Annotated in this window: 11 protein-coding genes and 2 tRNA genes; 10 read left to right on the top strand and 3 right to left on the bottom strand. The window is 51.2% G+C overall.

Annotated elements, in window-relative coordinates; genetic code table 11:
• Positions 1-9 precede the first annotated feature (9 nt).
• Positions 10-513 (top strand): hypothetical protein, encoded by a 504-nt coding sequence (locus ACIHKT_RS06230; protein ID WP_086035981.1) that lies wholly within the window; start codon positions 10-12, stop codon positions 511-513.
• A 66-nt stretch (positions 514-579) separates the two neighbouring features.
• On the top strand, positions 580-1,899 hold the full coding sequence (locus tag ACIHKT_RS06225; protein ID WP_086035980.1) for a hypothetical protein: 1,320 nt from the start codon (positions 580-582) through the stop codon (positions 1,897-1,899).
• Positions 1,900-1,970: 71 nt separating this feature from the next.
• On the opposite strand, the gene ACIHKT_RS06220 is transcribed toward ACIHKT_RS06225, so the two are convergent.
• Entirely contained in the window at positions 1,971-3,083 is a 1,113-nt protein-coding gene (locus tag ACIHKT_RS06220; protein ID WP_086035979.1) for a metallophosphoesterase family protein, read from the bottom strand.
• A 224-nt stretch (positions 3,084-3,307) separates the two neighbouring features.
• Between ACIHKT_RS06220 and ACIHKT_RS06215 the strand changes: the two genes are divergently transcribed.
• The 3 genes from ACIHKT_RS06215 to ACIHKT_RS06205 are packed head-to-tail and all read left to right on the top strand — an operon-like array spanning position 3,308 to position 6,926.
• Positions 3,308-4,018 (top strand): hypothetical protein, encoded by a 711-nt coding sequence (locus ACIHKT_RS06215; protein WP_086035978.1) that lies wholly within the window; start codon positions 3,308-3,310, stop codon positions 4,016-4,018.
• Complete coding sequence (locus ACIHKT_RS06210; protein WP_174192978.1) at positions 4,015-5,283, top strand: 2-hydroxyacyl-CoA dehydratase subunit D; 1,269 nt, start codon at positions 4,015-4,017, stop codon at positions 5,281-5,283. Before ACIHKT_RS06215 ends, ACIHKT_RS06210 begins: the two co-directional genes overlap by 4 nt.
• A complete protein-coding gene (locus ACIHKT_RS06205) occupies positions 5,280-6,926 on the top strand; it encodes an acyl-CoA dehydratase activase (protein ID WP_086035976.1) in 1,647 nt (548 codons plus the stop codon). Before ACIHKT_RS06210 ends, ACIHKT_RS06205 begins: the two co-directional genes overlap by 4 nt.
• 64 nt (positions 6,927-6,990) lie before the next feature.
• Here ACIHKT_RS06205 and ACIHKT_RS06200 read toward each other — a convergent pair whose 3' ends face one another.
• Entirely contained in the window at positions 6,991-7,578 is a 588-nt protein-coding gene (locus tag ACIHKT_RS06200) for an AAA family ATPase (protein ID WP_174402981.1), read from the bottom strand.
• Positions 7,579-8,163: 585 nt separating this feature from the next.
• On the opposite strand from ACIHKT_RS06200, the gene ACIHKT_RS06195 reads away from it, so the two are divergent.
• From ACIHKT_RS06195 to ACIHKT_RS06175, 5 genes are all read left to right on the top strand, one after another.
• Positions 8,164-9,423, top strand: coding sequence for a 5-bromo-4-chloroindolyl phosphate hydrolysis family protein (locus ACIHKT_RS06195; protein WP_157658948.1), 1,260 nt, complete (start codon positions 8,164-8,166; stop codon positions 9,421-9,423).
• 59 nt (positions 9,424-9,482) lie between these two features.
• Positions 9,483-10,619, top strand: a complete 1,137-nt coding sequence (locus ACIHKT_RS06190) for a toxic anion resistance protein (RefSeq protein ID WP_404352886.1) — start codon at positions 9,483-9,485, stop codon at positions 10,617-10,619.
• A gap of 44 nt (positions 10,620-10,663) precedes the next feature.
• Positions 10,664-11,608, top strand: a complete 945-nt coding sequence (gene metA, locus ACIHKT_RS06185) for a homoserine O-succinyltransferase (protein WP_086035972.1) — start codon at positions 10,664-10,666, stop codon at positions 11,606-11,608.
• Positions 11,609-11,713: 105 nt separating this feature from the next.
• Positions 11,714-11,789: transfer RNA gene (locus ACIHKT_RS06180), tRNA-Thr, on the top strand.
• Between the two features lie 38 nt (positions 11,790-11,827).
• Positions 11,828-11,911: transfer RNA gene (locus ACIHKT_RS06175), tRNA-Tyr, on the top strand.
• Between the two features lie 439 nt (positions 11,912-12,350).
• Here the strand turns inward: ACIHKT_RS06175 and ACIHKT_RS06170 are convergent.
• Positions 12,351-12,647: a helix-turn-helix domain-containing protein gene (locus ACIHKT_RS06170; protein ID WP_174192984.1), complete on the bottom strand. Its 297-nt coding sequence runs from the start codon at positions 12,645-12,647 to the stop codon at positions 12,351-12,353.
• Between the last annotated feature and the right edge of the window lie 125 nt (positions 12,648-12,772).

Raw genomic sequence — 12,772 nt, 5'->3', positions numbered from 1 at the left:
GAGAAACAGATGCTTCAGTCAATGAATTATTTAACTATGCTGGTGACCAATGTGCTGGTAATAGCAGTTTGGCACGGGACTACTTTGTTAATGTCTACACATTTGCCAAATTCCTATTTTCAGCCGACCTCCGCACAGTTCCAACCATGGAAGTGGGAAAAGGGAGGCCGCTGGTATCGGGACCACCTGCATATTAACGACTGGAAGGACCGTGTTCCACAGTTTATCAGCCAGGGTGGCTTTTCCAAACGGCACCTGACCAATCTTTCTCCGGAATATTTAGGCACCTTTATTGTGGAGACCTGCCGGGGTGAGTGGACACATACATGGAACCTTGGGTGTGTGTTTGTCGTTTTGCTGATGAATCAATCGATAGTGGGAATTACTTTTTCAATTTTGATTTTTATGGGGAACGGTCCGTGTGCGGTCATTCAGCGCTATAATCGTTTTCGTTTAGTAGCTTTGCGTGATCGTCTGCAGCGTGAAACTGCGCGTATTCCCGCTGCCACATGAAAATGATAAAATAAAAGGCCGCAGACAACAGGATGTGTCTGCGTCCTTTTGGGGGAGCAATGCTCTATGAAACGGAAAAAGCATGGACGATGGAAATGGGTTCTATTGGCTGCGACAGCCGCAGCAGTGGTATGCTGTATTTCGGTTTATGCCAATCTGCGCAGTGGGGACGGCCCGTCTTTCCAGCTACAGACCAGTTCTGCATGGTGCCGTTCAGGCGATAAAGTGCAGGTACAGTTATCTGCTTCTCCCGGACGCACGGCACCGGGTGCTTTTCGGGCACTTCTGCAGTATGATTCTGATGCGTTTGAGTACTGTTCCAAGGAAGGTGCACCGCAGACCTACGGAGCAGATATTTATGTATGGCAGTCCAATCCTCTGGTAACGGTCTATACCTGCAATACACAGCAGAGTGCAGCGCCCCAGCTTGCCGGAAATGTAATCACCTATACATTTCGGGTGCGGCAGGGTACATCTGCCGGCCGCTATTCATTTCGGCTGTCCACGGACGAAATCTGTGACTTTGCGGGCAAGTCCCTGCCGCCATGCGCACAGACGGAAACATCTGTTTCTGTGACAAGTGCGGAAAGTTCGGCGTCGTCCGCCGTGTCATCAAACATATCGTCTGCCAGTTCCAGTCTGCCTTCTTCTGCTTCCGTTATACAGCAGCCGCATTTGTCAGCGCTGGAGCTGGAAGACCATACATTAGGGCAGCTGCGGCCGACTTTTCAACCGGACATCACCTTTTATCAGGTAACGGTGCCGCAGAGCTGTACGGACCTGTGGCTGCGTACCCAGCAGTCGGCCGGCACAGCGGTCAGCGCTGACCGGCATTCCCTGAAAGCGGCCGGTTCCGACACTGTTATACAGGTGACTGCGCAAACGGCGGGCAGCCATACTAAAACCGTTTACACCATTTTGGTGCACCGGTCACATGATGCTTCTTCGGCCGGAACGGTGGGAGCACAGACAAAGAAAAGAAAAACGGAGCGGGCACCATCAGCTGTATCTTCCAAAAAGGAAAAGCGGACTTCTTCTGCTTCCAAACAAACAACGCATAAAAAGAAGACGTCCGCCTCTTCGTCCAAAGTTTCCAAGAAAACAAAACGTTCATCCTCTTCTGCGGCGTCTGATACGGAGGCATATGCGCCTTCCGGCATTTCGCAGAAGCCCGGTGCCCAGCAGACAGGCGGGCTGCAGGCCCGGCACTCTGACGGCTTCAGCGGCTTTCAGACGGGTGTTTTGGTGACATTGCTCATTGCCTGCGCCGCCACGGCAGTCGTCTTGGTGGTGCGCGCTGTTTGCCGAAAGCGAAAAGCGGAGGGTAAAGCGGAGCAAGAAGCTAATGATACCAACAAAACCGGACCGGACGAACAAGGAAAATAACAGCAATAAAAAGGGCAGACTGCTGCCACAATGCGCAGCAGCAGTCTGCTCTTTCTTTGTTATGTGTTTATTTAGTTGCGATGCTTTCGGCGGAGAATACAGGCGGCGACACCGGTAACAGCCGCTGTTTTAATGAGGATAGAAAGCATTTGCTCGGGGGTAGCCGGTGTCTTGTCCAGAAATAGGTCCCGCGCCGGGTGGGAAGGACCATGGCCGAATAGGTCAAGGTAGGATACCAGCTTTGTTTCATAATGGCGTGGGTTTGCTTCGTGCAGTGTAAACATACGCACGGCATGGTTGGCCCCCGGACCGTATGTGTTAAAGCCACAGCAGGGGGTATAGCCGGCATCTATGCCGTGCAGAGCACCCCAGAAGGAATTGCGGTGGTCATGTCCCACGAACAGTCCCAAAACATCTCCCTTTTCTGTCAGGGCGTTCAGTTCTCCAGAGTTAAATTCCGGCACACAGGGCGGTTCTCCCAGTTCACCGCTGTACACTTTGCTCTGGTCCAGAATATAGCGGTGGCCGCGGCGGCTGCCGAATGCCTGAATGGCATGCGGCGTGCCTTTTGGTACTTCCTGCAGAAATTCATAAAATTCCGGTACTGGAATATGCTGAAACACCAAAGAGGGAAGGCAGTTTCCCCCGTTTTTTAAGGCAAGGCGGTCTCGTTTTTCCCGGTACCAGTCCAGCTGCTTTGGCAGCACGGGGGCAAAACGGTTCGCGTTGCTGTCAATCAAGTATACGGCAAAGGCAGGCCTGCCATTTTGTCCGGAGATGGTTACGCAGCTGGTGCCGCAGTCCTCCGGGTTTTCTATTGGATTGATACATTCCGGATACTGTAAATAATAGTACATTTGCTGCTGCTTGGAAAGGCCGGCTTCCGTGTCGTGATTGCCGAATGTAACCAAAAACGGAATGTGGTGCTTTATAATGGGTTCCATCACTTTATGCAGGGTGGCAGCGGCTTTTCCTTCGCTGCCCGGCATATGAAAATAGACACTGTAGCCTTTCAGCTGGTCGCCGGTCAGGACAATGAGATCCGGATTTTCCCGGTCCAGCGCAGTGTCCAAAAATTCCAATGTATCCTCACATACCATAGGACTTTCCTGTATATCGGCAATCTGCATAATGCGGAATGTTCCATCTTCATGAAAGCAAAGCGGTACGTCTTTTCTGCTCATATAAGCATTTCCTCTTTTCCTTCTTGTCCTCTAAAGCACTGAAATTTTGCGGGAAACCTGTACATATATACTATGCCATAAATGGCGGCCTCCTGCAAGCCCTGCGGCGGCTAAAAACCGCAGCATCTTTTGTGGAAAACAGGGGAAAGCGTTCCTTTGTTTTTTCTTTCGGAAGATTTGTGCTATAATAACGGCAGCAAATATTGCAGAGAGGGGTATGCCGTATGGAGAAGCCGGAGGAAAAGAAGGCATTTGGTTCTGCCTTTGGAACGGTATGGCGTTTTGAAAGCCGACAGTCCGTTTTGCTGCCGCGGCAGCAGCCGGAACGTATGGAAAAGCAGCTTGCTGTCTTTTTTCCAGGCACTGGATACAGCTGTGACCAGCCGCTGCTTTACTACGCCCGTCGGGCAGCGGAGCAGGCCGGCTGTGACGTTTTGCCGCTGACTTATCAGGTTGTGCTGGACCGGAACTGCCGGAATATGACACAGGAAATTCAGCACTGCCTTTCACAGGCACTTCATGCGGCGGGTGAAGCGCTGCGGGCTGTTTTCCGCCGTCAGCCATACCGGGAACTTTTCTTTTTCAGCAAAAGTTTCGGCACAGTGGTGGCCGGCGGACTGGAACGCCGGCTGACCGGGAAAAAGGTTCATCAATTTTTCCTGACGCCGTTGGAAGCAACACTGCCCTATATGCAGGCACATCCCTGTTTTGCCGCTTCCGGTACGGCGGATTCATGGGTAACCACGGAAATACAGCAAAAAATGCAGCATACAGCGAGCGTACAGATGTACCTGTTCCCTGGTGCAAACCATTCGCTGGAGATACCCGGCAATGTAGCGGCCAGTGTGCAGAATATGCAGCTTCTGCTGGAAGCATATACTGCATTTTTATGTGGAAATCATCGGAATAACAGAAAGGATACAGGAAATATATGAATCAGGCTGTCGAAAAATTCGGCCGTATGGTGGACAATCAGCTGCCGGACCACCCCAAAACAGCGCGGAATCTGCTGACAACCGCCTATCGGCTGAATGGCTGGGCGGGGAAGCACCTTTTCAAAAAGACCACACCGGCGCGTCTTGCGCTGGCCGATGTGTGCAACAACGCCATTTTACAGCCTTTTGACCACCCGCAGCAGAGCGCAATGGTCAGCCTGTTCACGCCGTGTGAGCTGCTGCAGATGTTTGGGCTGGCACCCATGTTTCCGGAGGCACTGGCCTGCTATATTTCCGGTGCGGGCGCGGAACGCGGTTTTATTGAAGCGGCGGAAGCTTCCGGCATTCCGGAAACATTCTGTTCCTACCATAAAATTTTGCTGGGCACCGCACAGACCGGCATTCTGCCGAAGCCGCGCTTCATTTTTAACACAACGCTTGCCTGCGATGCCAACACGCTTACGTTTCGCAGATTGGCTGAGTTTTACGGCGTGCCGCATTTGGTTTTGGACATACCCCAGACACAGGATGAGGCGGCCGTCACTTATGTAGCGGAACAGCTGAAGGATTGTGCCCGCAGTATCAGCCGACTGCTGCACCGCCCGCTGGACGAAGCAAAACTGTGCGCCAGTGTTGCCCGCGGTCGGCAGACATTGGATACTTATCAGCAGTATCTGGAAGAACGCGCCCGAAAATCCATGCCGGATGAGATGACTTCGGAAATGTACGCGGTCTTTGCGCTGCACGTGCTGCTGGGAACACCGGCGGCGCTGCAGTTTGCGCAGGGTATTTTGAAGGAAGCAAAAGCAGCGCCGTCCCGCGGAAAGGAACTGCGTCTATTGTGGGTACACACTTTGCCAAATTTGGACAATGCCATGATAGACTTGCTGGACTTTAACCCATCCTGTCAAATCCTTGCGGCGGACCTTTGCTTTGATGTACCGGAACTGCCGGAAACAGATGACCCATGGCAGACGATGGCGCGGCGGCTGGTACAAAATCACTTAAATGGACCAGCACAGCGGCGCATTGACGCTGTTTTGCAGCAGGCAAAGCGGTTGCAGCCGGACGGCATTGTCTGGTTTTGCCACTGGGGCTGCCGCCAAACCAGCGGTGCCAGCCAAATGGGGCGGGCAGAACTGGAGAAGGCGGGATTTCCCACGTTGGTGCTGGACGGTGATGCCTGTGACCGTTCCAACTGCCCGCCTGGGCAGATGACCACTCGTATGCAGGCATTTTTGGAGATGCTGGAGGAAAAAGCATGATTGCGTACACCTGTAAATATACACCGATTGAACTTTTTGCGGGCTTTGGGGAAGCACCGAAACGGCTGAACCCGACCGTCCACGCGTTTTCCGAGGCTGACCGTCTCAGCCACCGCAACCTGTGCAGTTTTGCGCGGGCCCTGCTGCAGGCCTGCCGGGAGCACGGTATCAAAAATCTGGTGCTTACTTCCTGCTGTGATTCTCTCCGGCGGGTAGGGGACGTGCTTTCAGCCGCTGCTCCGGACAGCTTTGTCTTTATGTTGGACTTGCCGCGGGCTGACGGCCCCTGCGCCCGTCAGCGCTATGCGGCCGAGCTGCACCGCTTGATTGACGCCTGCAGTGTATGGTTTGGCGTGCCGTTTGACCTGCAAAAGTGTCTGGCAGCCTTTGCTCCGGCGGAACCGACCGGTCAGACGGACCATCTTACCCTATTGGGAGCGCGATCCAATCCGGCACTGCTGCAAATGCTTCGGCAGGAGCTGCCGCTGCCGGTGGAGGACCGCACCTGTGTGGGAAACCGCGGCCTGCAGGTTCCACCTGCGGGGCAGACTTTGGACCAATTTCTTTTGTGGTATGCTGGTGCATTGCTCCAGCAGATTCCCTGTATGCGCATGACCAACGCGGCACCGCGGCGGCAGCTGCTGGAGGACCCGTATGTAAAGGGAATTCTGTACCATACCATTCAGTTTTGTGATTATTACGGTTTTGAATACGCTGATTTGCAGAAACAAACGCACCTGCCGCTTTTGAAACTGTCAACCGACGGCACCGACGGCGCGGAAGAGCAGCTGCGCACCCGAGTGCAGGCGTTTGCCGAAAGCCTGCACGCTGTCGTGCCGAAAAAGCGGACGATGACTGCCAAAACATCCACTGGATACTATGCTGCCGGAATTGACAGCGGTTCTACCAGTACGAACGTGGTTATTCTGGACGAACACCGCAAAATGATAGGCAGCTCTATTGTGCCGACCGGTGCACACGCGGCCCGCAGTGCCGATGCAGCGCTGCAGCAGGCACTGCTGCGGGCGGGCATTTCTCGCGAACAGCTGGCGGATGTGGTCACGACCGGTTATGGCCGTGCCTATATTGGTGCGGGCGGGCATGATGTGACGGAAATCACCTGCCACGCGCGGGGTGCCCATTTTTTGAACCCATCTGTGCGTACAATTATTGATATTGGCGGACAGGACAGCAAGGCGATTCGGCTGGATGAAGACGGAAATGTGCGCAGCTTTGTGATGAACGACAAGTGTGCCGCAGGTACTGGCCGTTTTCTGGAGATGATGGCGCACGCGCTGGAGCTTTCTATGGACGAAATGAGCGTCTGCGGCCTGCACTGGAAAGAGAATATTGTCATTAGCAGTATGTGCACGGTTTTTGCAGAGAGCGAGGTTGTTTCCCTTGTTGCGCAGAACAAACAGACCGCCGACATTGTGCATGGGCTAAACGTGTCCGTGGCGGTGAAGGCGGCCGCTCTAGCTGCGCGGGTGGACCCACAGCCGCGCTTTATGATGACCGGCGGCGTTGCCTCCAACCGGGGCGTAGTGAAAGCGCTGGAGGAAAAGCTGGGCGCACCGCTGCTTGTGCTGCCGGAACACCAGCTGTGCGGCGCACTGGGGGCTGCATTGATTGCTTTTGACTAAAAAAGGCCGGGCCCTGCAGCACTTTTGCCGCAGGGCCCGGATGCTTTTTAATTAAATGTATGCTTTACAGCAGGGATGCCGTGTGTGCCAGCAAATCTACGCAGCGGTTAATTCCCCAGTAGGAGCTGTTTAAGGAAATATCGTAGTTTTCCTGGTTTCCCCATGCCTTTTCGGTGTAGCAGCTGTAGTATCTGCGGCGTTCCTGATCGCTTTTGCGAATCATCAGCTGGGCGTCCTGTGCGGAAAGATTGTGCAGGCGGCGAATGCGCTGAATACGGTCCTGCAGCGGAGCATGAATAAATACCCGCAGCAGACTGACATCATCGTCCAGCAGAATCACGTCGGAACAGCGGCCAATGATAATGCAGTCTTCCTGGTGCGCAATGCGGTGAATGATTTTTGCCTGTGCAACGAACAGTGTGTCACTGTTGGAAAGGCCAAAGTAGGTTTTACGCTCATCTTCCGGAACAGCACTGTCGTAGCGTTCATCGGAAGCTTTCAGCGTGTCCACACTCAGCCCGCTTTCTTGGGCGGCGCGGGTGATGAGCTCTTTGTCATAGAAAGGCAGGCCAAGTTTTTTGGCAAGCTTTTCGCTGATTTCATGGCCGCCGCTGCCAAATTGTCTGCTGATGGAAATAACATGATGTGACATCAAGAAAACCCCTTTCATGGTCCAACTCTGGAGATAGATTGATTATACAATAAATCTGACGAAAATGCACGCATTTTATGAAATTGATATACAAAAAGCAGCTGCCGGTTTTTTACAATCAGCAACTGCTTTGTTGGTATAGGAGTTTAAAAAAAGGAAGAAAATTATGAAAGAGTGTATGAAAAGTCCCCCACTGGGGAGCTTGTAATCTTTGCCGTGCGGAAAGGCACGGCGGGGAGAGGAAAAAAGTTATGAAAAGTCCCACGCTGGGGAGCTTGTAGTTTGTCTGTGCACCTGTCGGTTCGGTATTCCGTCCATTCCGAAGGTCTGCACAGTGTATATCAGTTGGAATCTTTTATTCCTGTTCTCTTGGAACAATTCTAGTATATTGAAATTTTATGTACAGAATTTTAATCACAGCCGAAGATTCGGTCAAGTTTACGTGAAGAAAATGTGAACCCTTTCCAGAAAAGATTCAAAAAACTGTGTGCCCGTGAAGTTGTCATTTTTCTGCCTATGCGCTATAATAAAAGAAATTATGCATTGCGGCATATGCCGCACAAGCAGGGCCTTCCGGAGGGTATCATGGGGAAGAAGGATTATTCTAAAATAGGACAGGAAATCAGCCACGCAGTACGGGAAGCCATGCGTGCGGCTGATTTTGAAAATATCGGACGTACCGTAGAAGATAATGTAAAGGGTTTTGCCGATGACATCAATGAAGTTTTCGGCGGGCCTGGCAGCGCCGGACATCGTCCGCCGCACCCGTATGCGCCGCCGACACCGCCGAAGGGGACACCGGACAACTGTCCGCCAAATGGGCAGAGACCACCGCAACAGCCTATTCGGCCCTCTTATTCTTCGCCCAATCTGCACAACAGCCGAATTCCGGGTGCAATATCCGGCATGACATGGGCGATAGCTGGTCTGGTCATGGGTGTGCCGCTTTTGATTGCGGATATCGCCATGGTGGCGGCCGCGGCTACGGGCATGGTGGCTTTTTCGGAGTTCATGGTTGCCGGGGCGGTTACGTTTTCTATGACAGCGGCGGCTTTTTTTGCTGTGGGGCACGGTATCCGCAAGCGCCGTCAGGTCCGCCGTTTCCGGCGCTATCGGGATGCACTGGACGGTGCCGCGTTTGGTATGGTGGACCAGCTGGCGGACTCTGCCGGCGAAACACATGAACGCGCCGTGAAAGATTTAAAGAAAATGATTATGGACGGCGTTTATCCGCAGGGACATCTGGATAAGGACCAAACCTGCTTTATGATTGATGATGAAACATATCAGGCATATCTGGACGCGGAGAAAAACTACAACGCCCGTGAAGAGGCTGCAAAAGAAAAAGAGGAAAAGAAAAAAGAGAACCCGCAGCAGGCACAACTGGAGGAAGTTCGGCAGGAGGGAAATCGATATTTGCAGGAAATTCAGGCTGCGAATGATGCGATTCCAGGAAAAGAAGTATCCGCCAAGCTGGACAAACTGGAACAGGTCACCGGCCGTATCTTTCAGTGTGTGGAACAGCACCCGGAGAAGCTGCCGGAAATTCGCCGGTTCATGCGCTACTATCTGCCCACGACCTTAAAACTGGTGAAATCTTATCAAGAATTTGATACACAGCCGGTGCAGGGTGAGAATATCACGAAGGCAAAACAGGAAATTGAACGCTCGCTGGATACCATCAATACTGCTTTTGCAAATCTGTTGGACAGCCTTTTTGCAAATGATGTACTGGATGTTTCAGCGGATATTTCCACATTGGAAACCATGCTGAAACAGGAGGGACTGACCGGCAGCGACTTTACCCCAAAGCAGCCGAAAATGGAGTCTACGGAAGAAAAATAAGAGTCTGGCCGAACACGTCGTGAACGATGTGATAGGAACAAGGAGGTCACAATATGGATATGGAACAAAATAAAATACCTACTCCAGAACTGATACTGGACCCAACGCCGTCACCGGCTGCACCCGACCTGCAGACAGCACCGCAGGTAAACATGGCGGCCCAGCAGGTACCAAAGCCGCAGCTGAGTCCAGAAGAGCAGAAAATGGTGGACGACTTTGCAACCAAAATAGATCTGACCAACAGCAACCAAGTGCTGCAGTACGGTTCCGGTGCGCAGAAAAAAATGGCCAATTTTTCCGAAAGTGCGCTGGAAAATGTGCGCACTAAGGATTTGGGCGAGGTCGGCAAGATGCTTTCCGGCGTGGTAACGGAACTGAAAAGCTTTGAAACGGACGATAAGGATAAAGGTCTGTTTGCCCGCTTTAAACGCAGCAGCAATAAGATTACTGCCCTGAAAGCACGCTATGCCAAAGCGGAAACCAATGTGGACCAAATCTGCGACGCACTGGAAGAGCATCAGGTGAAGCTGCTAAAGGACATTTCTGTACTGGATAAAATGTATGAGGTCAATAAGACTTACTTTAAGGAACTGTCCATGTACCTGATTGCAGGCAAGAAAAAGCTGGAGCAGGTGCGTACACAGGACCTTCCCCAAATGCAGGCAAAGGCACAGGTGTCCGGTCTGCCGGAGGATGCCCAGTCTGCCAATGACCTTTCCAACATGTGTACACGCTTTGAAAAGAAGCTGCACGATTTGGAGCTGACACGCATGGTCGCCATTCAAATGGCACCGCAGCTTCGCTTGGTGCAGAACAATGACCTGCTGATGAGCGAAAAGATACAGTCTACACTGGTGAACACAATTCCTCTGTGGAAAAGTCAGATGGTTTTGGCACTGGGCGTGGAACATTCCACCCAGGCTGCCAAAGCACAGCGGGAAGTAACGGATATGACCAATGAACTGCTGCGTAAGAATGCAGATACCCTGAAGATAGCTACGGTTGAAACGCAGAAAGAATCTGAGCGCGGTGTCGTTGATATGGAGACGCTGCAGCATACCAATGAAACGCTGATTTCTACACTGGATGAAGTCATGCAGATTCAACAGCAAGGCCGCGAAAAGCGCGCACAGGCAGAACAGCAACTTGGCAAACTGGAAAGTGACCTGAAGAACAAGCTTTTGCAGCTGCGCTGACAAACGGCCGCAACCCATTTTGTATTTATCGGGAGGCGCCTTTCTTGCCCATTAAAATACCAAATTCACTGCCGGCTCGCTCCGTACTGGAAAACGAACATATCTTTGTCATGACGGAACGACGGGCTTTACATCAGGATATTCGTCCGCTGCGCATTGCGCTGGTGAACCTGATGCCAACAAAAATTACGACGGAAACGCAAATTTTGCGCTGCCTTGCCAGTACGCCCCTGCAAATAGAGGTTGATTTGGTGCAGACCGTCACACATAAGTCTAAAAATACGCCGGAGGACCATCTCCTGCGTTTTTATGAGACGTTTGACGACATTAAAGACCGTGTTTATGACGGCTGCATCATCACCGGTGCACCGGTGGAACTGATGAAATATGAAGATGTGGATTACTGGCCGGAGTTATGCCGCATTTTTGAGTGGACTAAGACCAATGTCCATTCCACTTTCCATATCTGCTGGGCGGCACAGGCCGGACTATATTACCATTATGGAATTCCCAAGTATGTTCTGCCCAAAAAGCTGTTCGGCGTTTTTCCACATTATGCACTGAAGAAAAAATCCCGTTTGTTTCGGGGCTTTGACGACGTTTATTGGGCACCGCATTCCCGCCAGACAGAGGTCCGTGCGGAGGATATTGAAAAGGTGCCGCAGCTGCGCATTATGTCCGTTTCACCGGAAGCAGGTGTGCATATTGTTAGTGACCAGGACGGCCGCCAGTATTTCGTCATGGGTCATTCGGAATATGATACGGAAACGCTGGGGCAGGAGTACCGGCGTGACTTAGAAAAAGGCGAGCCTATTGCCATGCCGAAGCACTATTATCCCGGTGATGACCCTTCCCGTGCGCCTGTTAATAATTGGCGTGCGACCGGCCAGCTGCTGTATACCAACTGGCTTAACTACTTTGTGTATCAGACAACACCGTTTGACCTGCGCACAATGGGAAATGACTCTTTGGACTGCGCTATGCTCTAAAAAACAGCACAGACGTTTTTCCTAAACTAAAAGCAAAAAGTTACAAAAAATGCTTGACAAATTGAAGAGCATCCTTTATAATATATACTTGTCAGTCAGAGATACGCTGGCGTAGCTCAGTTGGTAGAGCAGCTGATTTGTAATCAGCCGGTCGAAGGTTCGAGTCCTTTTGCCAGCTCCAATCTGACGGACAAGGCAGCTGCTGGTTGGCTGCGATATGGAGGAGTTCCCGAGTGGACAAAGGGGACAGACTGTAAATCTGCTGCTTCGGCTTCAATGGTTCGAATCCATTCTCCTCCACCAAAATGTTCCACGATAACAAGGCCAAGCAGGAAACTGCTTGGCCTTGTTATCGTTGGGGGCAGACATCATCATAAGCTTTCAAGGTTCGGATTGAAAAGTAAAAAATGAAGCGGCTCACAACCTTGTGCGAAAGGTGTGAACCGCTTAATGTATGAAGTAAATGCTATAATGAAGCATAAACTGCATTTCACAAGTCATAATGGTTCTCGTAAACCTTTATGGCGCAAGGTTGCGGGATGTCTTCCAAACATTCCGCACCTGTGAGTGTAAATTATTTTTTACTTCTTTTATTATACCATTATATGGCATGATAATTTGGTAAGAATTTACATCCTTCCCTTTTGGGAAAGCTCTTTCTTTTATATACCGCTTTTGTACACAAAAAGGAGTCCGACATTATGTCGGACTCCTCTGATTATGAAGATGGTTTTTGAATTTATTATGTCGGAATTACTTGAGAAGAAGCTAATATCCCGGCTACATTTTTTGAAGCATAATCCTTAGCATCTGCTATAAGTGATTTATCATTAGAGTTGGCTCGACCACGGCGTTCCACATATAGCCCTTCTGGTCCTTCTTCCAGATAAATTCGTTCCCATTGAGCAACGCTTTTATGGTCAGACACGTGAAACTGCCGCGCTGCTTCACTGTAACTGAGTTTCTCTGTTTGCATAGCTTCTACAACCTGCTGTTTGAATTCTCCTGTGTATCGTTTCTTTGCTTTACCTTTTGGCATAAAAACACCCCATTTGTTTTCAGTATATCATACTGCCTAACAAATGGTCTGTTCCGAGCCTTCATTCCCAAGGGCGCATCTGTTGAGGACTCCTCTCAAAAGTACATCCTGTCCGCCGCTGACGA

It is taken from the genome of Caproicibacterium sp. XB2 (genome assembly GCF_044880635.1).
In the GTDB taxonomy this organism is placed as follows: Bacteria; Bacillota; Clostridia; order Oscillospirales; family Acutalibacteraceae; genus Caproicibacterium; species Caproicibacterium lactatifermentans.
Note: the sequence above shows the minus strand (reverse complement) of the source record. Positions and strands in the feature narration are given on the sequence as shown.

What these genes read in the sequence shown, in the direction of transcription:
- ACIHKT_RS06230 (WP_086035981.1), top strand. Translation starts at nt 10, where the DNA reads ATGCTTCAGTCAATGAATTATTTAACTATGCTGGTGACCAATGTGCTG.
- ACIHKT_RS06225 (WP_086035980.1), top strand. Translation starts at nt 580, where the DNA reads ATGAAACGGAAAAAGCATGGACGATGGAAATGGGTTCTATTGGCTGCG.
- ACIHKT_RS06220 (WP_086035979.1), bottom strand. Translation starts at nt 3,083, where the DNA reads ATGAGCAGAAAAGACGTACCGCTTTGCTTTCATGAAGATGGAACATTC.
- ACIHKT_RS06215 (WP_086035978.1), top strand. Translation starts at nt 3,308, where the DNA reads ATGGAGAAGCCGGAGGAAAAGAAGGCATTTGGTTCTGCCTTTGGAACG.
- ACIHKT_RS06210 (WP_174192978.1), top strand. Translation starts at nt 4,015, where the DNA reads ATGAATCAGGCTGTCGAAAAATTCGGCCGTATGGTGGACAATCAGCTG.
- ACIHKT_RS06205 (WP_086035976.1), top strand. Translation starts at nt 5,280, where the DNA reads ATGATTGCGTACACCTGTAAATATACACCGATTGAACTTTTTGCGGGC.
- ACIHKT_RS06200 (WP_174402981.1), bottom strand. Translation starts at nt 7,578, where the DNA reads ATGTCACATCATGTTATTTCCATCAGCAGACAATTTGGCAGCGGCGGC.
- ACIHKT_RS06195 (WP_157658948.1), top strand. Translation starts at nt 8,164, where the DNA reads ATGGGGAAGAAGGATTATTCTAAAATAGGACAGGAAATCAGCCACGCA.
- ACIHKT_RS06190 (WP_404352886.1), top strand. Translation starts at nt 9,483, where the DNA reads ATGGAACAAAATAAAATACCTACTCCAGAACTGATACTGGACCCAACG.
- ACIHKT_RS06170 (WP_174192984.1), bottom strand. Translation starts at nt 12,647, where the DNA reads ATGCCAAAAGGTAAAGCAAAGAAACGATACACAGGAGAATTCAAACAG.